We start from the raw sequence: 23,503 nt of genomic DNA, 5'->3' as shown, positions 1-23,503 counted from the left end.
TAATAATCAATATTTAAAATATCTTAATAAAATTAATTAATCCAACCCGGATTCTGTTTAAGATTTGGATTTCTTTCCAGTTCAACCTGCGGTATTGCCCAGGTATAGATATAATCTCCCTTAAATGAATAAGGATAGACAGTATTTCCCCAGATTTGCTTTACACCATTTCCTGTATAAAAAACTTTATCCTTCCAGCTTTTCCAACGCAGTTCATCAAAATAGTTAATCCCTTCATTTGGAAACTCTACACGACGTTCATTTCTGATCCGCTCTCTCATGTCTGTCTGACCTGCCACATAAGTACCCAACGTGCTATTGCCCATTTGCAGCAATGCCGCTCCTGCCCTGCTTCTGACTTCATTAACTTTAGCCAGTGCATCCGAAGTCATTCCCTGTTCATTTAAAGCTTCAGCCCACATTAATAAGACATCGGCATATCTGAGAATCGGAAAATCAGTCGGACCATAAGCCCTGCCCAATGTCTCTGAAGCACCTTCATAAACAAATTTCCTGTATAAATAATAGAAATAACTCTGTGTATCAGTACGTAAATCACCATTTAATGCAGCTTCGGCACGATATGGCCATCTTGAAGTTACTGTCGCATTGATCCCATTATAAACACCGACATAAGTAGAATAAGGAGTAATGACATTGGCGGCTAATCTTGGATCACGATTGGCATAAGCCTGTAAAATACGGGCCTCATTACCGGTTGGAAGATACAGACTCATTTTTGCCCCTCTGGTCGTGGCCGCAGCGATTTCGGCAGCTGTCAGGTTATTCCTTAAAAAATAAACCTCACGTTCAGCTACTGATAAGGCTGAATATCCCTGAATTATACTTTCCCAGCTAAATTTAGAACCATCTGCATTTTCATATAAATCAACCAGGTTCGGAGAGACATGATAAGTATTCCAGCAAGAACCAAATGAAGATCTGCTACCGCAGAAAAACTGTGTGGTTGATCCTGAACCGGCAATGCCGATATTCTGAATCGAGAATATCATCTCACTGCTTTGTTCATTGGCAGTTTTAAACAAAGTGGTATAATTTGGGAACAAGCTATAACCGGCATCTTTAACCTTACTGAAATCGGCCGCTGCCAGTGCCCATTTTTGCTGATAGAGATAGGCTTTACCACGTAAAGCATAGGCTGCTCCTTTAGTCACATGTCCGTATGAAGCATTACCGGCAGGATATCTGTCCGGCAGATTAGGTTCGGCAATACAGGCAGTCAGATCAGCAATAACCTGTGTCCAGACCTCATCTTCGGTTGAACGCGCTTTGGTGGCCTGATCAGCTGTAAAAGGCTCCAAATAAATTGGGACTCCTTTATACAACTGATTTAATCTCAGATAGAAATAAGCCCGCAGAAATTTAGATTCTGCAATATAACGGCTTTTCTTCGTGTCGGCAGAAGGAGATTTCAAAGGGATATTTTTGATCGCATCATTTGCGCGTTGTATCCCTTCATACATATTTTGCCAGGTATTACTGAAGTTTCCGTCGCCAGTAGTAATTGTACCGGTCATCATCGATTCTGCTCCGGTTGTCTGCCCTGTAAAAGCATAGCGGTCCATCTGATATAGTTCGAGTCCAGATGCGCCACTGGTATTAATTCCTAAACGCAGTGCAGTATAAACCCCGCTGATTCCCTGATCAGTCAGATTATCTGTCGTCCACATTTTATCTGATGCCACTGATGAATAAGGTGCAGTGTCCAGATAGTTCTTTTTACATCCCGTCAGGACTGCGAGAGCTGATATAATTATTAAAATCCTCTTCATGTTTTCTAACCTTTAAAATGTCACATTTAAACCCAATGAATACTGGCGCAGCGTCGGATAACTCACCCCTGCTGTTGCATTTGTTGCTCCCAACTCAGGATCAAGTCCCGGATACTTGGTAATTGTCCATAAATTCTCTCCGGAAAGGTATATTCTGGCTCTGCTGATAGCTGCTTTTTTGGTTAGCCTGCCCGGGATAGTATAGCCGATCTGTAAGTTTTTCAATTTTAAGTACGAGGCATTATACAAATAGAAATCACTGGCTACCCCTGCATTCTGAACATCAGTAGTATTTTTCAGCCTTGGATAATGAGCTGTTATATTATTCGCAGGATCAGAAGGATTGGCATCATTGTAATAGTAATGATCATTAGCAATCAGTGTACTTACTGCATTTCCCAGGGATACAATAGAGTTGTTATAACCAGTAACGTTCCAGTAATATTTCATTCCGGCACTTCCGGCCCATAACATAAACAGGTCAAATCCTTTGTAGGCAAAGTTCAGCTGCAAACCGAAATTGTATTTTGGTGTTGAAGAGGCCTTGGTAAAGGACTGGTCATAGGTATTCCCATAGATCCCATCTCCATTATTATCCGCATAGATTAAATCACCATAATAAAGTTTGTTTTTGGCTACTCCGCCAGCCGGCATAAATGTGTATCCTGCGGCGATCATACTTTGTACCCAGGCCATATCCTGTGGTGTACGGATCATTCCGTCCTTAGGCCCACCTTTGATATTCACACTCCCATCGGGATTTGTATAAGTACCGCTGCCCTTGTACACATTATACAGATAGTACTCATTTGCAGTATGTCCTTCGATAATACGGATGACTGTACCATTGGAAACACTACCCAGATTTGAACTGTAAACAGGGTTACCATTTACATCTGTGGTATAGCCCTGTTGTAATGCACCTTTATATTTCTCTACCCGGTTAAAATTATAAGCAAAATTTACCGTCGCACCATATTTGAAATCACCCGATTTCCCATTATAACCCAGGGTGAGTTCTAACCCTTTGTTAGATATCTCTGCAATATTTTTGGTTGCCGCTGTGGCTGTACCAACAGTCAGCGGAATAGTAGGAATGTATAAAATACCATTCGTATACTTGTTGTATAAATCCAGTTCGAAATTAACTGCTCCTTTAAACAGCATCCCGTCCAGACCAATATTAGATAAAGTGGTAGTTTCCCATTTCAGGTCACTATTAGCGAATTTCGACTGGATTAGTCCATTCACCGGCAAACCATTAAAAGAATAGGCCGATGATCCATAAGAGGCCTGATAATCGTAATTACCTCTTGAAGGATCGATATTCATAACGTTATTCCCTGTTTTCCCCCAGGAAGCCCTCAATTTCAGATTGCTGACATAATTGTTCAGCTTTTCCATAAAAGGTTCCTGTGAAATACGCCAGCCGGCCGAGAAGGCAGGAAAGAAACCCCAGCGGTTTGAAGGAGCGAATTTTGAAGAACCATCGTAACGGAAAACCCCCTCCAGCAGATACTTGCTATTAAAAGCATAGTTTAAACGGCCAAAATAAGAACGAATGCTATAATCATAAGCATCTCCATTGATGGATGTCATCGTTGTGGCCGATCCCAAAGTGGTGATCGACTGATCTATTAACCCTGTTTTGGTCGCATCAAAAGTATAATAGTTGTAATAGTTCTGGTTATACCCCAGTAAAATACCAATATCATGTTTTTCGGCAATAGTGGTGTTATACCTTAAAACATTATCGATAGTCGTGCTGTAGTTTTTATTAAAGGCATAAGAAGTACTTAACTGATCTGGCGTTGTTGCCGGAACTTTCAACGTATTTGTGGCAAAGTTCCATTTTTCGAAAGTATTGCTATGCGCATTTTTCTCTTCAAAACGAGTCTGATAATTAAACCTGGTTTCAAAACTCAATCCTTTATAAATATCAAGTTTCGCAAAAACAGTAGTATTGAATCTGGACTCCTGATCTTTTCCACCGGAACTGTATAAATAAGTTAAGATATTATTTGCTGTAGCTGATTCTTCGGCCGCAGAAGGAAAACCATACAATCCATTGTAAACCGGGTAAACTCCTGGTGTGGTCTGACGAAGAAAGTTAAATGCATTGTCTGTGCTGGCTGGTCCGTAATCCTGCAAAGAGGCAAAGGTCTGTGTACCTAGTGTCAGGAACTTAGTGACTTTAGACTGTAAATTAATCCTTAACTGATAGCGATCAGAACCCGTATTAGCCATCACACCCGGATTGTTTAAATAACCTGCCGAAAGTAAAAACTGTGTATTTTCATTTCCACCACTCACTGAAAGATTATGCTGCTGAACAAGGTTATTTTCAAATATTGTTTTTCCCCAGTCAGTATTGGGATAAGCTACCGAATTGGGAATCCCCTGTGCAGTCAATCCGTTTGGGTTTGCATTTGCAGCTGCCCAGAGTGCTATAGTCGCATCAGTATAGACCGGTGTCTGCCCCAGGTTACTATAACCCTGGTTAACCAGTCTCATGTGCGTAATATAATCTGAAACAAATGTCGGGATACTCCCTGGTCTGGCCGAAGAAAACAAGCTGGAATAATTAATATTGAGCTTGTTATTTGACCCTTTTTTCGTTGTAATCAGAATTACACCATTTGCCGCCAGGGAGCCGTAAATTGAAGCTGCTGCTGCATCCTTAAGTAAGGACATACTCTCTACATCATTTGGATTAACCGCATCCATCGTACCGGAAATACCATCTATAATCACTAAAGGGTTATTGTTATTCAGCGTTCCTGATCCCCTGATCCTGATTGTAGCTCCATCAGATCCTGGTTTGCCCGAAGTCTGATTCACTGCTACCCCGGCACTTAAACCGGCAAGTCCGGATGACAAATTAGTAATTGGTCTGTTTTCGAGTGATTTTGCACTGATCGTAGAGATAGATCCGATTACATTTACTTTCTTTTGGGTACCATAGCCCACCACCACAATTTCATTCAACCCTGTACTGGCAATTGATAACCTGACGTCGACCTGTCCGCCAGCTCCTGCCGGTACAGTTTGTGTAGTAAATCCGATAGCTGTAAAAACAAGTTCCGAATTGGCTTCGGCCTGAATTTTATACTTACCGCTACCATCGGTTTGTGTAGATCGTTTAGTTCCTTTAACCACAACAGATACACCAGGAACCGGTAGTTGTTTTTCGTCAGTGACGGTTCCCGAAATTACTTTGCTTTGTGCAAATAAAGAAGAGGGTGTCAACAAGATTAAAGTGCTACAAAAAAACACTATAAACATTAAGTTACCCCTCATAAAATCAAGGTATAGTTTCTTCATAATTAATAATTATTTGGTTAGGTTCTTATGCCCCCTTCTATGCCGAAAAGCGTGGAGGACATAAAACAAACATATACGTCAGGGCGAATTGAGAGGGGGTAATTTTATAATTATATAGGGGTAATTTTATAAAAATTAAGCTTATAATTGCGTAACGAGGCTGTTTATCAAATAATTTACCGGGAAATACCAAAACCATGCACATCAAACTTATCGGGCCAGGCCGCTTCTTCATTTGCTGGCTATTTTTTTGTTTCGTTTGTGGTAACATTCATGCCCAGCAGCCGGTTTTATTTGATCATCTGAACATTGAAAAAGGATTGTCTCATAATGGAGTACTTTCCATTACACAAGACCGGGATGGTTTCATCTGGTTAGGTACTGGCCATGGCTTAAACCGCTATGATGGTTATGGTTTTAAGGTATTCCTGAACAACCCTTCGGACAGCAGCAGTTTAAATGATAATTATATCAATGCACTATACAATGACCGGAAAGGAACGCTCTGGGTAGGTACAGATGCAGGTCTGCAAAAATATAATAACAGTAAGGAGTCTTTTGAACCTATACAGGATAACAGCAGAGTTAAACATCCGGGTGAAAGAAAAATCATTTGTATCTCTGAGGATAAAGCAGGTAATTTATGGGTTGGAACCGAATACGGTTTAAAAATGCTCGATATCAAAAATCGGAAGGCATTTAAAATGTCAGTATATGCTGGTAAAAATCAACTTCCTTCCAATAATATCCGGAGCATATACCAGGACACAAAAGGTGCATTGTGGATTGGTTCAACCAAGGGGCTAACCAGAATTATCTTTTCTAAAGGCAAACCAGTTTTTGAAAATTTCAGCTCCCATGGCTATCCAGGTGACATCAGTGACAACTTTATTACCTGTATAACCGAAGATAAAAATCACGTTTTATGGATCGGGACACAAAACGGAGGGATTAACCGCTATAATCGTCAGGCCAATAATTTCACCTCTTTTAATCATAACGCTGATCCGAAAAGTATAGTCAGCAACGTGATCCGGACAATTATTTCCGATCCTACTGGTAAACTCTGGATCGGAAGCCTGGAAGGGGTCAGTGTCATGGATCCCCAAACCGGCACAGCCATCTCTTATCAGAATGCGTCCGAAAACAGGAAAAGTTTAAGTCAGAATTCGGTTTACAGTATGTTCAGGGATCAAAATGAATCGATCTGGATCGGCACTTATTTTGGTGGTGTTAATATTGCCCATCCTTATATTACCCACTTCATCTCTTATCAGAAAAACAAATATGAATCCAGTATTAGCAACAACGTAATCAGCTCCATTCTCGAAGACCAGAAAAAAAACCTGTGGATAGGAACTGAAGGCGGTGGCGTGAATTACTATAACCGGAAAACGGGCCATTATACAGCTTATTTAAATAATAACATGGACATTTCCAGTTTAGGCTCAAATCTGGTAAAATCTATTTATGAGGATAAAAAAGGTAATATCTGGATAGGCACACACGGTGGGGGCCTTGATCTGTTTAAAGCGGAAACCCAGTCCTTTAAACGTTACTTATATTATCCGGAAACCCCAATCCCGGATGAGATTCATGCGATTACCGAGGATGAAAAACAAAGATTATGGATAGGCACGCAAAGAAGCGGCATAATACTCTCCAACCCACAGAAAACTCGGTTTTATCCACTTAACCTCCCTTATGTTAACCAAAAACTAAAGAACAGGTCTATCAATGTCTTCCTGACTGACAAAGAACGAAATACCTGGATCGGTACTTCAGACGGACTGTTTTTCTTAGACAGATCACGTAAACTCCTGGTGACCTTTAAAACTGGCCTGACCAAAAGTTTAAAATCCAGCAACATTCATTGTCTGATGGAAACCAAAAAGGGTAAAATATGGGTTGGAACCTATTTTGGCGGGATCAGTTATTATGATAAAGCAAACAATCGTTTTATCACTTATACTGAAAAAGATGGCTTACCTAATAACAATGTATTTGGCATCCTGGAAGACGAAGCTGAAAATTTATGGATCAGTACAGATAATGGTTTATCGATGTTTAATCCGGCATCAAAAACATTTAAGAATTATAATGTCAGTGATGGTCTTCCCGGAAACCAGTTTAATCAGAATGCCTTTCTAAAAAGCACTGATGGCGAACTGTTTTTTGGTGGCTATAATGGTTTTACGGGTTTCTTTACCGATAAGATCCAAACCAATATCAAACCTGCCAGAATTGTATTAACCGACTTCAAATTAGAGAACCAATCTGTCGGGATAAACGATAAAAATGAATTACTCCAAAAGAATATCAGTCTGACAGACGAACTTGTTCTGGAACATAATCAAAATACGATCACTATCAATTTTGCTCTTTTAAACTACATCAAACCCGAGAAAAACAGATACAGTTATAAACTGGAAGGTTTTGAAAAAAACTGGAATTCCGTTCATACGCCAGCTGCTACCTATACCAATCTGCCTCCCGGAAATTATGTTTTTTTAGTCAGGGGGTCAAATAATGACGGGGTACAAAGTCTGAATACCAGAAAACTAAAGATTAGTGTACTACCTCCTTTTTACTTAACCTGGTGGGCTTATTTGTTTTATGCCTGTCTGATAGCGGGAATTATCATTCTAGCTTTACGTTATCTGCTAATCAGGGCAGTCCTTAAAAATGAAAAAGAAAACAATGCACATAAACTGGAGTTTTTCACCAATATATCTCATGAGATAAGGACTCCTTTAACTCTAATCATAGGCCCTCTCGAGAAAATTATAGAAGAGACCAGAGCGCAGCCTAATTTGAATAAAGAGTTATTTCTGATTAAAAATAATGCTGACCGGCTGATGCGGCTGACTACCGAATTACTGGATTTCAGAAAAGCAGAAAGTGGTAAAATGGTTTTACAGGCCAGTCCCGGAAATGTGGTTAAATTTTGCAGGGAGATATTTCTGGTTTTTCAGAATATGGCTATTGCTGAACAGATCAGTTATAGTTTTCACACCACACAGGAAGACATCCAGTTATACTTTGATAAAGTTCAGCTGGAAAAAGTATTGTTTAACCTCCTTTCCAATGCCTTTAAATTTACACCAGAAAATGGCCAGATCAGCTTAAAACTGAAAGCCGGACAGGAAACGGTTAAAATTGAAGTCCATAATAGTGGGAAAGGTATTCCTCTTGAAAACCAGCCAAACCTGTTCAATAGTTTTTACCAGGTAGCTCCGATGGGTAATATCGGAACCGGGCTGGGGCTTTCCTTTTCAAAAAGCATCATGGCCCTGCATCATGGAGAAATTTATTTTGAAAGTAAGCCAGACCCGCTGGGGAAACACGGACTTACCTGTTTTACAATAGAACTTAAAACAGGTAAGGATCATTTTAAACCAGCAGAACTGATTACTGATTATATCTATTATGATGATACTTCCAATTATAGTGTTCCTTCACCGGGCACAATCCCTTTAGCCTTAACCGGTGAACAGGATGATACTGAAAAAAAGTACACTATACTACTTGCCGAGGATAATGCGGAAATCAGGGGTTTTGTCAAAGAAGCACTTTCCGCAAAATATAAGATCTATGAATGTGAAGATGGGGCGGACGGATGGGAAATGGCTCCAGACCTGATTCCTGACCTGATTATAAGTGATGTGATGATGCCAGAGGTAGATGGTCTGGAGTTTTGCAGAAGGATAAAAACAGATGAAAGGACAAGCCATATCCCTGTGATCCTGCTCACAGCAAGGTCAGCTTATATCCATCAGGTAAATGGTCTGGAAACTGGTGCTGATGCCTATATTATCAAACCATTTAATATCAGGCTATTGCAGTTAACCATAGATAATTTACTGAATGCCAGAGAAAAACTGCGTCTGAAATATGGACAAACTGTTACCCTGGAACCTCAGAACCTAATCATCAATACAACCGAACAATTTTTTCTTCAGAACCTGATCAGAATCATTGAGAGCCATTTGGGAGATACCGAATTTGGCGTACCTGACCTGGCCGCAGAAATCGGGATGAGCCAGCCTGTATTGTATAAGAAAATCAGGTCATTAACCGGACTGTCGGTAAATGATTTCATTAAATCTTTCCGGCTTAAACAGGCTGCAAGATTACTTAAAACCGGAGGGCTGTCCATTTCTGAAATTGCTTACAGTGTAGGTTTTAACGATAGAAAATACTTTAGTCTGGAGTTTAAAAAGCAATTCGGGATCAGTCCGACTGATTACATACAATCGGAGACTACAGATCGGTAATTGCCTTATACTTTGGCACCAAAGATTTCATGATTATCCATGCCAGAATATAGGATACCGCACAGATAGTAAACATAATAGTATAGCCTGTCTGTGTATGTCCGAGCCCTTTATAATAGTCAAAAAGTGAACCTCCCAGTTTAGACATAAATACACCACCTAAACCTCCGGCCATTCCGCCAATACCAATGACCGATCCTATTGATTTTTTTGGAAACATATCTGATACTGTGGTAAAGATATTTGCCGACCATGCCTGATGAGCAGAAGCACCAATTCCTATTAAAATAACCGGGATCCATACACTGATATGGCCTAATGGCTGGGCTGCCAGTACAACCAGAGGGAAAACAGCAATAATCAGCATCGCTCTCATTCTCGCGTCATAAGCAGCATATCCCCTCTTGATAAAATACATCGGGAACCATCCACCCCCTACACTTCCGATCATGGTCATGCTATATAATACCGCCAGGGGAATCATAATGGCTGTATCATCCATACCATATTGTACTTTTAAATAAGATGGCAGCCAGAACAGGAAAAACCACCATACGCCGTCAGTCATAAATTTTCCCAGGCTAAAAGCCCAGGTTTGTCTGTATCCAAGTAAGCTAAACCAGGACACTTTTTCGGCAGAATCATTCTCTGGTGAAGGAACCATTTTATGCTGATCCGGATCACATAAAATGTAATCGAGTTCGGCTTTAGATAAACGTTTTTGCTTTTCTGGCTTCTCATAAAATATAAACCAGAAAATAAGCCAGAAAAAACCCGCAGCACCAATAATTAAGAATGCGGATTCCCAACCCCAGTGATGCGCAATCCAGGGAACAGTCAATGGTGCTAATACCGCACCTACGTTTGCCCCTGAATTAAAGATCCCTGTAGCCAGTGATCTTTCTTTTTTAGGAAAATATTCGGCAGTTGCTTTAATAGCAGCAGGAAAATTCCCGGATTCACCAAAACCCAGGACTGCCCTTGAGAAGATAAATCCCAGCACAGAAACAGAGACTCCTGTAATGCCAATCACTCCTAACATGGAAGCCAGGCCATGTCCTATGGGAATAGCCTTAGCATGCAGAATAGCACCCAGCGACCAGACTATTAAAGCTACTGCATAGCCCCATTTTGTACCTAACCTGTCCACTATTCTACCGGCAAAAAGCATAGAAATGGCATAAACCAATTGAAAAGCTGAAGTGATATTAGCATAATCGCTGTTGGTCCAGTTAAACTCTGTTTCCAGTCTGGAATGTAACAGGCTCAGTACCTGACGATCAAGATAATTAACCGTTGTCGCAAAAAACAACAAGGCGCATACCGTCCATCGGTAATTGCTCATACTAGTCACTTTCATTCTATTTGGTTTTTGGTTGGTTTAGGTTTTTTTTCAGGGGATTATACTCCTCCGAAAACGGAGAAGCCACCATCTACACATATCATGGCTCCAGTCACGAATTGTGAAGCGTCGCTCAGCAGCCAGATCAATGCACCTTTCAATTCATCCGGGTGTCCGAAACGTTTAAATGGTGTTTGTCTGATCACTAAACCTCCGCGATCGGTATAACTACCATCTTCTTTGGTCAGCAGAGTCCGGTTTTGTTCAGTCAGGAAGAACCCCGGAGCTATCGCATTCATTCGGATGGCCCCTCCATGACGGTTCGCCATTTCTACAGCAAACCATTGGTTATAATAATCAACTCCCGCTTTTCCCAGGTTATATCCGAGTACTTTTGTAATAGCTCTTTTAGAATTCATCGAAGATATATTCACAATACTCCCCTTTCCGGTTGCTGCAATGGATGATCCAAAAACCTGGGTCGGGATAACTGTTCCCCATAAATTCAGATCCATTACTTGTTTCATACCTGCGATATTCATTTTGAAGATATCTTCTTCTGGTTGTAACACACCTTCTGGCTGATTACCACCCGCAGCATTGACCAAACCATCGATCCGGCCGAACTCTGCCAATACCTGCTCCCTGCAGCTGATCAGCTGGTTTTCGTCCATCACATCGGCAACCAGGGCCAGTGCTTTACCTCCAGCTTTATTAATCGCATCAGCACGTTCGTTTGCGATCTTTGCATTTCGGCCCAATATCCCAACCGAAGCACCAGCTTCTACTACCGCATCTACAAAAGCACCGCCTAAAATCCCGGTACCTCCGGTCACCACGATGACCTTACCTTTTAAAGAAAATAGTTCTTCCATTATCTGATATCTTGAATTGCAACCGGATCCATATCTGTGTAATCGAGGTTTTCACCTCCCATACCCCAGATAAAACTATAATTTTTCGTACCACTTCCAGAGTGAATACTCCATGGAGGAGACACAACAGCTTCGTGATTCCCCATCAGCAGATGACGGGTCTGTTGAGGTTCTCCCATCAGATGAAACACCCTTTGATTATCCTCTACATCAAAATAGAAATAGGCTTCCATTCTTCTGTCGTGCGTATGGGCCGGCATCGTATTCCAGACACTTCCATTGGCCAGGATAGTGAGCCCCATCACTAACTGACAGCTCTGTATTCCATCCCTGTGAATGTATTTGATAATCCTGCGCTCATTCGCTGTATCAAGACTTCCCATAACCGCAGAAATTGCGTCAGCATGAACCAGCAAACTAGTAGGATAATTTTGGTGGGCCGGTGTCGACAAACAGTAAAACACAGCGGGGTTGGTTGGGTCTGTACTTTCAAACGCTACCTCTTTAACCCCTTTGCCCAGGTATAGGGCATCCAGTTTATTTACCTGATAAGAGGTTCCATCTGCTACGATTATACCAGGTCCGCCAACGTTAATTATTCCGATTTCTCTTCTTTCGAGGAAGTAATCAGCACGCAGATTTGAATAGTTAGCTAATATCACTTTTTCAGTAACCGGGTGAACCAGTCCTATGATCATCCTGTCATAGTGTGAATAAGTAAAGTTGGCCTTATTTTTTTCTTTTAAATCAGTCAGCAAAAAACGTGATCTGATCTTCTCTGTATCATAAGTTTTAAAATCATCCGGATGTACCGCATGTAATGCTTTCATAGCTTTCATCTGTTTATATCTATTGTTTTTCATTTGTCAGATGGAGCCTTTGATGATTAAAATAATCATTGCCCTGCGTGCTTAATGATTATTTTAATCATGTCGGGTTCATCTGTTTATATCTATTGTTTTTTAGCTGTTATTTTTTCCTGGCAGGGATCAATCCCGAAATCCAGTTGACCAGATCAGCACCCGCTTTAAAATTATCGTATGCAGCCGGGAGTCTTCTGCCATCTACATATTCATTATATAACCAGGGATCACCGACAACTATAACTGCTCCTCCACCCAATTTTGACAGTGCAACGACGATATTCCCATCCTTATCTTTCAAAACAGGCTTTGCCGGAGAGGTTATAGCCAAACTACTAAATTCCTTAATAAATAATTGTCTGGCTGTTTTAAAAACAGGATCACCGGCTGGTATCCTAATTTTACCCATGTCAAACTGATCGTCGGTAACCGTCCCCTTACTATCCAGATTAAACTGAATCCCGAAAACTTTAGCCAGTTTATTGGTATGTTCCAGTTCGGCATTACCTATATCGTTGCCCATCAAAACCAGTACCCCTCCTGCTTTTACCCAATCGGTAATGACCTGAATATGATCAGCCTGTATAAATTTAGGATCACTGCTTTCTTTTTCTGTATCAGGGTCGACGATAATATAAACCGAAGAGCCATTTAAACTTTCTGCTGTTGGTGCGGTATAAAGTGTCGAAGTCCGGAACCCTGCATGATTGAACTGTCCTCCCCAGAAAGAAAATCCACCATTAGAACGCTCGTCCCATTTATAATGCCAGGACACCTTGTTTCCACTTTGGTCTTTCCTGCTTTCATCATTAAAATAAGAATCGAGCATCACTGTTTTTCCGGTTCCTGTTTTAGCCATTGCTGCGATTTCCATTTCATTACAGGCTAATAAATAAGCCCCGGTAGCTTCAGCGTCTTTTGAAAATGTATGACGCTGAAGTCCTTTAAAAATATGCTTTGCCAGTTCCATTTCCTTTGGTGAAACGTATCCTTTACGGGCAGCTTTTGCCATGACATAAACAAACATAGCTGAAACAGCAGGTTCCTCTCCTTTTAACTTGCTCATGGAGCCTGTTAACTGATTTAGGCTGGTCAGCAATGTACTTCTTTTGGAATGTTCCGCTGGAAAATAATCCAGTACATCGACCAGGGCAATTCCCAGTCTTGCTTTATTTTGAACCGAACTGTTTTGTTTTTGCTGGCTGATCAACTGGTCGGCCAAAGGGCCAAATGCGTTTTGATCTTTAACCAGATCTGCATATTCAGCATAAAAAGCTGCTGTACCGGCTATATTCTGAGCTGTGGATGATTTTAACTGGCTCAGTAGTGCTGTTGCCGCTTTAAAATATTTAGGTTGTCCGGTTACTTTATACAAGGTTAACAGAGAAGCTGGATTTTCAGTTTTTTGCAGCCAGGAAAAGTATTTTCCTTCTGCCCTGTTTTTCCATACCCCATCAATTCCTTCGAATGCCAGAACAGAAGGATCTTTCCCTGGCTCCATTACCAGGGCTGCCGTCTCATCAGTTAATATCTTTGGTGATACACCATTATTTTGTGCATTTGTCTGCAATGCAGTAAACATCAGAATACCTGAAGCTATTAAATGGAGTTTATTCATAAATATTTGGTTTGCTGTCCACTAGTCAATGACTAACAAGTCTACATAGTTTTAACGCAGAATAAAACAAAAAGCTTTAAAATAAGTGTGCAATCGTTCCCGGCCATGTTGCGCAATTACCCTCAGAATTTTGTAGACTTGTATGATTTAAATAATGTTATGTTCGAGCCCTATACTTTAAAAGATATAGCCAAAGCACTAGGCCTTTCTACTTCCACGGTTTCAAGAGCCTTACGTGACACACATGAAATCAGTGCTGAAACCAAAAGAATTGTTCTGGAATATGCTCAAAAAATAAACTATCACCCCAATCCTATTGCTTTAAGTCTGAAAGAACGCCGGAGCAGATCAATCGGAGTTTCCCTGAGTGAAGTAGCTAATCATTATTATGCCCAGGTGATTAACGGAATTGAATCTATTGCCTATGACCGGGGTTATCATGTCATCATTACCCAGACCCATGAATCGTATGACCGGGAGAAGGTCAACATTGACCACCTGGCTTCCAGATCAGTAGATGGGCTGCTGATATCTTTATCTGCCGAAACCAGCGATACTTCTCATCTTCATCATTTACATCAGCGAGGTCTGCCCATGGTCTTTTTTGACCGCGTTGCAGCAAAAATAAATACCCATAAAGTAACTGCAAATAACGAAAAAGGGGCTTTTGAAGCAACTGAACATCTGATCAAACAAGGCTGCAAACGAATTGCTCATTTGACAAGCCCGGATCATTTATCCATTAGCATTGAACGTTTGAACGGGTACCGGCAGGCATTGGAAAAATATAACCTTCCCCTGGAAGAAACTTATATCAAATATTGTCCTCAGGGAGGGAAATCAAGACTCGAAACTGAAAATGCAATCCGCGAGCTGATGAACCTCAGTGAGAAACCTGACGGTATTTTTGTAGCCAGTGACCGCTTGAGTATAGGTTGCCTGATTGCGTTTAAAAAACTTAAGATCAGCGTCCCTGAAGATATAGAAATTACAGGATTCTGTAATTCTGATGTTTTGGATCTGATAGAACCAACATTAACCTCCGTTAGCCAGCCCGCATTTGAAATGGGTCAGCTCGCAACTGCCATGTTAATTGATCTGATAGAAAGCAAGTACCCGGTATATGACTTTGAAAAGAAAATACTGGATACCAGCTTATATATACGCAATGCCTAGTCGATGTGGAATGCCCTTCTGGCTATAATCTTCCAGTCTTTTTTCTGTTTTTTCAGCACCAATACAATTCCCAGTGTGATATGAGCGGGTTTTCCTCCATCATTGGTATCCGCAGTTAAAATGTGACGTACAATAGCGATATTATCCTGGATCGTGACAGACTGTTTGGTTAATTCAATCGTCTTAAAATCTGATCGTTTAGAAGAGATATCATCGACAAAACCCGCCTTATTCTGAACTTTACCACTGGAATGACCATAAGTTAAATCATCAGTAACCAGACTTTCCAGTTCAGTCTTATTTCCGCTGATCATCGCTGCTCTCAGCTTCTCTACTACCGCAGTAACTTCGGTTTCTTCTTTGGTGGTTGAACCTGTTTGCTGTGCTTTCACCAGTACACAGGACATCATTAAGAAAAGGGATAGAATTATTGTTTTCATTATAATATTTGGTTTAAAGATTTAGCGGCTTAAATTACTCTTTTCCAGTACATGATGCGGAATAAAAATATATAAATTTGTCTATGCTAAATTCATTTGTTCCATCGTCTACCATGTTCCAGTATATGCTGAAGTGTTTAATCGGAGCGGCTATTTGCTATGGTTTATACGTTGGTATCCCACAGTACCCCTTTTACTGGAGCCTGGTTTCACTGGTAGTTGTCATCACCCCGGAACATAAAAATGACCTGGCCTATGACCGTATGAAGGCAAATGTACTGGGCTCTGTAACAGGACTGGCTCTCTATTTCATTCCCGTTAATAATCTTCTTTTAATCCTCGCCGGGATTATACTGGTTATCTATCTGGGCACAGTCCTGAACCTGCAAAATGCTATCCGTACAGCTTTGGCAGCATTAGTGATCGTACTGATCCAGGAAGAAACCGTCAAAGACTGGACAGTCGCCTTTGAACGCGTGGTTTGTGTAATTACAGGTTGTCTGATCGCTTTACTGATCACTATTGTCTTTTCAAAATTAAAATGGAAAGGACTCCTGACGAAATAATAGACAGGAAGCTGAAAATTTATTGATATTTGATCAATCGATGAATAACTACAGCAAATTACTATCTATCTTCTTCCTTACCATGAGTACAATTATTCCATTGAATTCTGAAGCACAGCAGTTGTATCCATGGTTAGCTAAAAACGGTCAGTTCGGTTATTGTGACAGTACCGGAACCATACTCATTCAACCAAAATTTGATGCTGCCGAACTATTTAAAAATGACTATGCACTGGTGCAGCAAAAAGATAAGTATGGCGTAATAGATCAGCATGGTCATTACATCATCCGGCCTAAATACCCTCATGCTGAACTGTTTTCAAAGGACTTATTTACATTGCTGATTGCAAAAAAAGAACATAATGCCTGGTGGACTGTCTGGAAATGGAAGTTATGGCCCAATTTTAATATTCTGAGTACCAGCAACCGCGGGCCTTTTTTAGTGACCAGAGTTCCCAAAGCTAAATGGGCGGTCCTTTCAATACCAGACCGGCAGCTGATATTTCATCAAAGCGGATCTGATAATGGAAACAATATTCCGTCCAATTTCCGGATCACCACGGCTGGAAAATCATTGATTGTACAGGATAAAGCTTATCAGCTGCATACCGGACATAAACTTCAAAAAACTACTGATCAGGTTTTTGAAGCTTTAAGTGACAGTACATTACTGATCAGAAATGGCCAGACCTATAGTCGGGTAAACAGCAATAACAAACCCGCAGATGCATTAAAATACACCGAACAGCAAGAGCTTGTATTTGACTATCCAAATAAAGAGAAAGCTGTTCTCAGGAAGTATGCCGACCACGCAATGATTAATTACCCGGCCATCAGCTCCCCTATATTTAAAGATGACCAGGGGCATACTTATTTATCTCCCGATTTTTCAAAACCACTTCCGCAAATCATTCAGGAATACAAAGGTACTTTAGAAGCCGTTACCTCAGCAGAAATCATTAAGAACACCGTAATGATGGCATCTATTCCTGGAAGTAACTATTTCTTCTTTCTGGCTGTTGTCGGAAAAAATGCAGAAAGCCGTTGCTTCCTGCTCGACACGGCAGGAAACTGGAATACAGCAGTTCCGGCTTATGAAGGCCTGAATGAAATGCTGGATGACGGAAGGTTAATATTTACCAGAACTAAACTAAGAGGGGTACTTAATCCTGATTTATCCTTTTTTAAATTGCCACTTGAATATCCCGCTACCTGCGAATCTTCCCCGTACTGGTATATGGGTAAGGACCTGGTCACAGCAAAATATGGAGTTTACGATGTGCAGCTACAGCAATGGCAGGTCAAACCGGAATACGATTATTTACAGAACGAAATAGCCACGAATATTGCCGTTTATAATCTCATTAAACCGGATGAAAAGGGAATAAAAAGAGAATACAAGGGCCTGATTGATATCAAAAATAATCAAATCATTACACCTGCTATCTATGACAGTATCAGTGCTGATGGTGCAGTGGGTAAAACAGAGCACGGGCAGAGCATCTCATTTTATATTAATATCCATACCGGAAAGGAATACAGGGAAATTTAACTCAAAGAAATCTTGCTTTTTATGTAAGGATAACTGCCCCGCAACGACTAAGTAGAACACTTAGTTCATCAACCGTATGAAGCACCAGTTTTACGATAATCAAAGTCAGGGTAAGTTTATTTTAAATCAGGGAAATATTTCTTTAAAAGGAGATGGATTCAGGAGCGAAAAAAGAGAAACCATAAACACTATTGCCTATAACAGTTTAGCGGGCCAGCAGGTTACCATAGATCAGATCACTTATACCATGCCGCAAGATACGATATTACCATTGGTAGCTAATCAGCATTTCGTTTTTGAGAAACCAGAGAATATTGTGGCCTGGCAATTCAACAGGGATTTCTATTGTATTGCTGATCACGATGCAGAAGTTGGTTGTGTAGGATTTCTTTTTTATGGTATACAACATCCATTTTTTGTTCATTTAACTCCCGAAGAAGCCATACAGATTACTGCTATTGAGAAATTTTGTCTAGAAGAACTGGCCGTAACTGATAAAATGCAGGGCGAAATGCTCAGGACATTGTTAAAGAGGTTAATTATCAAGATAACCCGTATTGCCAAAAAACAGACTGATAACTACACCAGTGTTAAAGATGATAAAATGGATATCATCCGTGAATTTAATCTATTGCTGGAATGTAATTTCACCAGACATCATGATGTGCAGTTTTATGCATCAGCAATGAATAAATCCCCCAAAACACTATCCAATATCTTTGGTCTTTTTAATTATCCCCCTCCTTCCAAACTGATCCAGAACAGAATTATTATCGAAGCAAAACGCTATTTAAATTACACTAATAAATCTGCAAAGGAAGTAGCTGCCGGTCTCGGTTTTATAAGTCCGGCTCATTTCAGTCGTTTCTTTAAATTATACACCGGTATTAATTTCTCTGAATTTAAGAACAGGCCATCCCATGTGCTGTGACAGCCTGCCTCTGATCTTATTTTAAAATTACTCTGATCATATTGGAGATATCAGGCAAAGTCGTGAACGGATTGGGATTAGGAACAGCTGTTATTGGTTTGCTGGTCACTAATGGTGTTCCGGCAAGATTAAATTGTGTAATCCCTGCTCCCGGGAACTGGTCGATCGCCGTTCCATTATCAAATAATTTAATACTGGAAGAGATATCTCCCTTTTGCGTCGCATCTACGCCATTATCAACCGAGGCAAAAAACCAGTCATTAGAGAAACCATACATAGTTGCAATTGCCAGACGATCTCCGGATGAGACGGTAAGATCCTGTGACACCATACCCCCGGCTTTCCCATCAATCACGGGTAATAAAACTTTAGTACCTGGTGCCTGAAGTACATATACAGCTTTAATACCGGGTTTACCTTTCAGATAAGCAGCCAGTGTATCTGCATTTCCCTGCTGAGCCAGTGGCTTGAGTCCCTGACCACGGTCATTTTCACCTGTTTTATATATTGGATTTTCAATGCCATTATAAACGACAACCAAGATTGGCGAAAGAGGGGTAAAAATCCCCGTAATACTTTTCAGATAGGTATTTAAAACTGAATTATCACCCGCCTCCGCGATATTAGTCAGGCCGTTTGCACTAGGCTGACCACTGGTAAATAAAGGTGCTGGATTCCTTAACTGCCCACCAACAATATAGGATACAGCCCAAACTCCCGGACTTAACGGGGTCTCATTGATTGTTCCGCCCGAAATATTCTGTAATGTCAGGGTAAACAGCGAATTGCCATTATACTTCAGACTGGCCTTCACCAGCTTTGAGGCCGCCAGGTAAATATTTCCCTGCGCGTCAGTTCCGTTTACTTCTGTCACACTCTTGCTTTCGGCTGTTCCGGGATGATTAACAGCAGCACCAGGGGCCTGATTTACACGTGTACCATTATCCCATAATTTAATCTGAGCAGAGACATCCCCCTCAATCGGATTTCCAGTAGCATCATAAACCAGAATACCTGGGTTTGCCGGTGCAAAAAACAAATCGTTTGACCACCCATACATGGAGGCAAAAGTCAGAGCCTCACCTTTAGCAGCAGAAAATTGAATACTAACAGATTGCCCTGGTAAAATCAGAGGGGATGCTGTACCCTGATAAGTACCCGACTCTACCAAAGGTTTAGAATTTAAAACATTTTCTACAGTGAGGGTTGTACCTGAGCTGTTATTTCCTCCGGTGTTATTATTATCTTTTTTACAGGCTGTAAATGCCAATGGCAGAAATGCCAGCGCGCTCCAATGGTTGATTTTCATAATTGATTTATATATAAGCAAACCTATAGAATAGGGATAAACCAGTAAATGACAATACTTCCCGAATAAATATCCATTTGTCCGGCAAGCCGCATTACATTTTGTGGTAGAAATACAGAAAACCAAGGTAATAAAACAGTGACACTCAGTACAGACAGCCAATGGGTTAATGCTTATTATACCCCTGGAGACCTGCTTTTAAAAGAAAAGACATTATTAATTGGCGGATAGCAGGGAGATAAGCTGTAACAGTGTTGCATTTATTCTCTATTATGATTAGATTTGATGAAGAATCTGATCATAACGTATAATATACTAATGAAAAACAGTATCCGTCATAGTATACTATCCTGCTTTTTCCTGTTATGTTTGATTACGGGTCAGGTGATTATTTATGGCCACTCGCACCAGGATAACACTGTTTCAGCTTTCCATCATACGCAAAAGCCAAGACCTGCAAGTACAACACAGGCCAGGTGTCCGGTTTGTGACCTGGCTATCCACTCTGTTATTGCCATTGAATATGCCAGCTCACCATTTATACTGGATAGCGCTGTCTTTTACTGGCAGGATATCCTTCAGCATTACAAAGGTATTTTCCTGGGCCATTCTGATGGGCTCTCCCCTCCTTTAGTTCAATCCTGATTTTAAACCCTGTCTGGGTTCTGCCAAATATTTTATAGATGGCCTTTTGAACTATATATCCTATTTGTATAAATTTATGAAACATAAAACATTATATACAGGACTTTTTATGCTCCTGCTTTTCTCTTTTTTTAAGCTCTCTGCCCATGCGGGAAATTTCCCCGAGAACACACTGACAGGCTCTCTAACAGGGGTTATAACTGATAAGGCCGATAATAAACCTATTCCCGGAGTGACAATCACAATTCCTGATCTGAAGATCGGGACCATTACAGATGCCAATGGTAAATATATCCTGAACCATGTGCCTAAAGGCGCTTATCTGGTACAATTCAGCATTATAGGATATTCTACAGTTGTCCGTACAGTTGATCTTTCCAAAATCAGCAGTTTAAATATCCAGATGGAGACCGCCACCATTGAAGCGGGTGAAGTTGTAATTACAGGTGTAAGTAAAGCCACTGAATTAAAAAAGAGCCCTATTCCAATTGTTGCAGTAGGTAAAGTTTATTTGGATCAGCGTGCAGCTTCTGGAAACGTCATCGATGCTATAGCCAATTTACCCGGGATCAGCGCACTGACTACAGGTCCGAATGTTTCCAAACCCTTTATCCATGGACTGGGCTATAACCGTGTGGTTACCTTACAGGATGGTATCCGTCAGGAAGGACAACAATGGGGCGATGAACATGGTATAGAAGTAGATCAGAATTCTATTGACCGGATAGAGGTTATTAAAGGCCCGGCCAGTTTATCCTATGGCTCTGACGCGATAGGTGGTGTGGTTAACCTGATTACCCCTCCTGCGGTCCCTGAAGGTAAAATACAGGGCTCGCTACAAGGTACTTATGGTACAAACCAGGGGCTGGTCAACGGATCATTCAGGCTGTACGGAAACCAGAATGGCCTGGTATGGGGTACCATCCTTTCAGCTAAACAGGCCAAGGATTATCAGGATCAGCATGATGGCAGGGTTTACAATACCGGGTATCAGGAAAAGGATGCCAGAGTCATGGTAGGCCTGAATAAATCATGGGGATATACGCATCTCAATGCCTCAATTTTTGATGATTTACAGGAAATACCAGATGGAAGCCGTGATCCTGCAACCCGCAAGTTTACCAAACAGATCACAGACGACGATGCTTTCAGGCCTATCGTTTCTCCTTCAGAGCTAGATTCCTACAAGATAACGCCTTTACATCAGCATGTTCAGTTATACCGGGTCTATAGTAATAGTAATTTCATCCTGGGGAACGGAAATCTGGTGGTTAATTTAGGTTATCAGTTTAGTCACAGAAGAGAATATACGCATCCGACTGAGACCAGTATACCTGGTTTAAATCTCAACCTGACTACCTATACTTACGATGCAAAATATAACTATAACCTGGGGAATGGTTATGAAACGTCGGTCGGATTAAATGGAATGTATCAAAAAAACACATTGGGCCAAAGTACTGCTTTCCCGATACCAGCCTATAATCAATTTGATATTGGCCCCTTCGTTATTGTAAAAAAGAGTTATGGCAAACTGGATCTTTCGGCAGGTGTAAGATATGATAGCCGTTCATTTAACGGACAGGCGGCTTATATTGATACAACGAAAGCTTTCTATCCGGCACTTTATAATGGCCCGGATCCAACCTCCACTCCCAATGTAGTTTCACAGTTCAGTGCCTTAAAGAAAACGTTTTCAGGTCTTTCCGGAAGTCTGGGCGGAACCTATAACTTTTCAGATAAATTCCTGGTTAAGGCAAATATCTCAAGGGGTTTCCGGGCACCGAGTATAGCTGAACTTTCTGCCAACGGACCTGATCCAGGTTCTCAGATCTATCATATCGGCAATACTAATTTCAAACCCGAATTTAGTGTACAGGAAGATATTGGCGCCATACTTAACTTATCAAATATCTCATTGAGTTTAGAACTATTCAACAATAACATTCAGAACTATATCTTCCAGCAGCAGGAATTAAACGCTGACGGCTCACCTGTAGTGACTCAAGGCTATAACACTTTTACTTATGTACAGAGTAAAGCCAGAATTAATGGTGGTGATTTCAGCCTGGATATCCATCCATTACCATGGCTTCACTTCGAAAATTCACTGACCCTGACTTATGGTCAGAACCTGGGAAATGGTGGCCCGGTACCGGATAGTCTGAAATATCTGCCTTTTATTCCGCCATTGCATACGCATAGTGAACTGAGAGGAAATTTTAATAAAGCATTCGGAGGTAGTATCAGAAATTGTTATGCCTTTGTAGGATTTGATCATTTTAGCGCTCAGGATCATTTCTTCAGTGCATATGGCACAGAGACCTATACAGCTGGTTATAATCTGCTGAGCGCAGGCATAGGCGGTAGTCTGGTCAATAAAACTGGCAGAACAATAGTGCAGTTATTCATTGAAGGCCGGAACCTGGCTAACGTGAATTATCAGTCAAACGTAAGCAGACTAAAATATTTTGATAATCCTGTCGTACCGGCTGGTGTGCAGCCTGGTATTTTTAACATGGGACGAAATATTAGTTTTAAAGTAGTCGTTCCATTTGATCTGTCTGCGCATTAAAAACAGCCGGTATCAATAGAGGGATGTGTCTGTGTTGTCTTCGGTGTTGGAATAGGGTTGGTATAGCCAATCGCTATTCCAACCCTATTCCAACACCGAAGACAACACAGACAATTACCTGACTGTCCTATACTGAGATAAGTTTACAGTAAAAAGTGAATTACTGATTTGTGTTTACAATGATAGTTTTAATTCCTGTTTGTTGTTTACAATGATT

General features: G+C 40.9%; 15 protein-coding genes. 7 read left to right on the top strand and 8 right to left on the bottom strand.

Annotated features, from left to right (window positions below; genetic code table 11):
- Positions 1–32: 32 nt before the first annotated feature.
- A complete protein-coding gene (locus HDF25_RS25395) occupies positions 33–1,793 on the bottom strand; it encodes a RagB/SusD family nutrient uptake outer membrane protein (protein ID WP_184629225.1) in 1,761 nt (586 codons plus the stop codon).
- A gap of 12 nt (positions 1,794–1,805) precedes the next feature.
- Positions 1,806–5,117 (bottom strand): SusC/RagA family TonB-linked outer membrane protein, encoded by a 3,312-nt coding sequence (locus tag HDF25_RS25390; RefSeq protein ID WP_260409471.1) that lies wholly within the window; start codon positions 5,115–5,117, stop codon positions 1,806–1,808.
- A gap of 197 nt (positions 5,118–5,314) precedes the next feature.
- On the opposite strand from HDF25_RS25390, the gene HDF25_RS25385 reads away from it, so the two are divergent.
- The gene (locus tag HDF25_RS25385) at positions 5,315–9,394 is read left to right on the top strand and encodes a hybrid sensor histidine kinase/response regulator transcription factor (RefSeq protein ID WP_184629224.1); all 4,080 of its coding nucleotides are present in this window, start codon (positions 5,315–5,317) and stop codon (positions 9,392–9,394) included.
- On the opposite strand, the gene HDF25_RS25380 is transcribed toward HDF25_RS25385, so the two are convergent.
- The 4 genes from HDF25_RS25380 to HDF25_RS25365 all read right to left on the bottom strand — a co-directional run bounded on the left by HDF25_RS25380 (position 9,381) and on the right by HDF25_RS25365 (position 14,092).
- The gene (locus HDF25_RS25380) at positions 9,381–10,754 is read right to left on the bottom strand and encodes an MFS transporter (RefSeq protein ID WP_184629223.1); all 1,374 of its coding nucleotides are present in this window, start codon (positions 10,752–10,754) and stop codon (positions 9,381–9,383) included. The genes HDF25_RS25385 and HDF25_RS25380 overlap by 14 nt on opposite strands.
- 41 nt (positions 10,755–10,795) lie before the next feature.
- Positions 10,796–11,611 (bottom strand): SDR family oxidoreductase, encoded by an 816-nt coding sequence (locus tag HDF25_RS25375; RefSeq protein WP_184629222.1) that lies wholly within the window; start codon positions 11,609–11,611, stop codon positions 10,796–10,798.
- Positions 11,611–12,441, bottom strand: a complete 831-nt coding sequence (gene kduI / locus HDF25_RS25370; RefSeq protein WP_184629221.1) for a 5-dehydro-4-deoxy-D-glucuronate isomerase — start codon at positions 12,439–12,441, stop codon at positions 11,611–11,613. The genes HDF25_RS25375 and kduI overlap by 1 nt, the downstream gene beginning before the upstream one ends.
- A gap of 139 nt (positions 12,442–12,580) precedes the next feature.
- Positions 12,581–14,092, bottom strand: coding sequence for a glycoside hydrolase family 88 protein (locus HDF25_RS25365; protein WP_184629220.1), 1,512 nt, complete (start codon positions 14,090–14,092; stop codon positions 12,581–12,583).
- Positions 14,093–14,197: 105 nt separating this feature from the next.
- Between HDF25_RS25365 and HDF25_RS25360 the strand changes: the two genes are divergently transcribed.
- Positions 14,198–15,268: a LacI family DNA-binding transcriptional regulator gene (locus tag HDF25_RS25360; protein WP_317618252.1), complete on the top strand. Its 1,071-nt coding sequence runs from the start codon at positions 14,198–14,200 to the stop codon at positions 15,266–15,268.
- Here HDF25_RS25360 and HDF25_RS25355 read toward each other — a convergent pair.
- Positions 15,265–15,708, bottom strand: coding sequence for a nuclear transport factor 2 family protein (locus HDF25_RS25355; RefSeq protein WP_184629219.1), 444 nt, complete (start codon positions 15,706–15,708; stop codon positions 15,265–15,267). The two genes, HDF25_RS25360 and HDF25_RS25355, sit on opposite strands and share 4 nt — an antisense overlap.
- Positions 15,709–15,791: 83 nt before the next feature.
- On the opposite strand from HDF25_RS25355, the gene HDF25_RS25350 reads away from it, so the two are divergent.
- The 3 genes from HDF25_RS25350 to HDF25_RS25340 all read left to right on the top strand — a co-directional run bounded on the left by HDF25_RS25350 (position 15,792) and on the right by HDF25_RS25340 (position 18,757).
- Complete coding sequence (locus HDF25_RS25350) at positions 15,792–16,274, top strand: FUSC family protein (protein ID WP_184629218.1); 483 nt, start codon at positions 15,792–15,794, stop codon at positions 16,272–16,274.
- Between the two features lie 40 nt (positions 16,275–16,314).
- Complete coding sequence (locus HDF25_RS25345; protein ID WP_184629217.1) at positions 16,315–17,826, top strand: WG repeat-containing protein; 1,512 nt, start codon at positions 16,315–16,317, stop codon at positions 17,824–17,826.
- 76 nt (positions 17,827–17,902) lie between these two features.
- Positions 17,903–18,757: a helix-turn-helix domain-containing protein gene (locus HDF25_RS25340; protein WP_184629216.1), complete on the top strand. Its 855-nt coding sequence runs from the start codon at positions 17,903–17,905 to the stop codon at positions 18,755–18,757.
- Between the two features lie 16 nt (positions 18,758–18,773).
- Here HDF25_RS25340 and HDF25_RS25335 read toward each other — a convergent pair whose 3' ends face one another.
- The gene (locus tag HDF25_RS25335) at positions 18,774–20,066 is read right to left on the bottom strand and encodes a spondin domain-containing protein (RefSeq protein ID WP_184629215.1); all 1,293 of its coding nucleotides are present in this window, start codon (positions 20,064–20,066) and stop codon (positions 18,774–18,776) included.
- Positions 20,067–20,351: 285 nt separating this feature from the next.
- On the opposite strand from HDF25_RS25335, the gene HDF25_RS25330 reads away from it, so the two are divergent.
- Entirely contained in the window at positions 20,352–20,711 is a 360-nt protein-coding gene (locus HDF25_RS25330) for a hypothetical protein (RefSeq protein WP_184629214.1), read from the top strand.
- 76 nt (positions 20,712–20,787) lie between these two features.
- On the top strand, positions 20,788–23,286 hold the full coding sequence (locus HDF25_RS25325; RefSeq protein ID WP_184629213.1) for a TonB-dependent receptor: 2,499 nt from the start codon (positions 20,788–20,790) through the stop codon (positions 23,284–23,286).
- Positions 23,287–23,503 lie beyond the last annotated feature (217 nt).

The sequence above is a fragment of the Pedobacter cryoconitis genome (assembly GCF_014207135.1).
GTDB classification, from domain to species: Bacteria; Bacteroidota; Bacteroidia; order Sphingobacteriales; family Sphingobacteriaceae; genus Pedobacter; species Pedobacter cryoconitis_D.
The sequence above is the reverse complement of the archived record's forward strand: the minus strand, read 5'-3'. Positions and strand labels throughout refer to the sequence as shown.

What these genes read in the sequence shown, in the direction of transcription:
- HDF25_RS25395 (WP_184629225.1), bottom strand. Translation starts at nt 1,793, where the DNA reads ATGAAGAGGATTTTAATAATTATATCAGCTCTCGCAGTCCTGACGGGA.
- HDF25_RS25390 (WP_260409471.1), bottom strand. Translation starts at nt 5,117, where the DNA reads ATGAAGAAACTATACCTTGATTTTATGAGGGGTAACTTAATGTTTATA.
- HDF25_RS25385 (WP_184629224.1), top strand. Translation starts at nt 5,315, where the DNA reads ATGCACATCAAACTTATCGGGCCAGGCCGCTTCTTCATTTGCTGGCTA.
- HDF25_RS25380 (WP_184629223.1), bottom strand. Translation starts at nt 10,754, where the DNA reads ATGAAAGTGACTAGTATGAGCAATTACCGATGGACGGTATGCGCCTTG.
- HDF25_RS25375 (WP_184629222.1), bottom strand. Translation starts at nt 11,611, where the DNA reads ATGGAAGAACTATTTTCTTTAAAAGGTAAGGTCATCGTGGTGACCGGA.
- kduI (WP_184629221.1), bottom strand. Translation starts at nt 12,441, where the DNA reads ATGAAAGCATTACATGCGGTACATCCGGATGATTTTAAAACTTATGAT.
- HDF25_RS25365 (WP_184629220.1), bottom strand. Translation starts at nt 14,092, where the DNA reads ATGAATAAACTCCATTTAATAGCTTCAGGTATTCTGATGTTTACTGCA.
- HDF25_RS25360 (WP_317618252.1), top strand. Translation starts at nt 14,198, where the DNA reads ATGTTGCGCAATTACCCTCAGAATTTTGTAGACTTGTATGATTTAAAT.
- HDF25_RS25355 (WP_184629219.1), bottom strand. Translation starts at nt 15,708, where the DNA reads ATGAAAACAATAATTCTATCCCTTTTCTTAATGATGTCCTGTGTACTG.
- HDF25_RS25350 (WP_184629218.1), top strand. Translation starts at nt 15,792, where the DNA reads ATGCTAAATTCATTTGTTCCATCGTCTACCATGTTCCAGTATATGCTG.
- HDF25_RS25345 (WP_184629217.1), top strand. Translation starts at nt 16,315, where the DNA reads ATGAATAACTACAGCAAATTACTATCTATCTTCTTCCTTACCATGAGT.
- HDF25_RS25340 (WP_184629216.1), top strand. Translation starts at nt 17,903, where the DNA reads ATGAAGCACCAGTTTTACGATAATCAAAGTCAGGGTAAGTTTATTTTA.
- HDF25_RS25335 (WP_184629215.1), bottom strand. Translation starts at nt 20,066, where the DNA reads ATGAAAATCAACCATTGGAGCGCGCTGGCATTTCTGCCATTGGCATTT.
- HDF25_RS25330 (WP_184629214.1), top strand. Translation starts at nt 20,352, where the DNA reads ATGAAGAATCTGATCATAACGTATAATATACTAATGAAAAACAGTATC.
- HDF25_RS25325 (WP_184629213.1), top strand. Translation starts at nt 20,788, where the DNA reads ATGAAACATAAAACATTATATACAGGACTTTTTATGCTCCTGCTTTTC.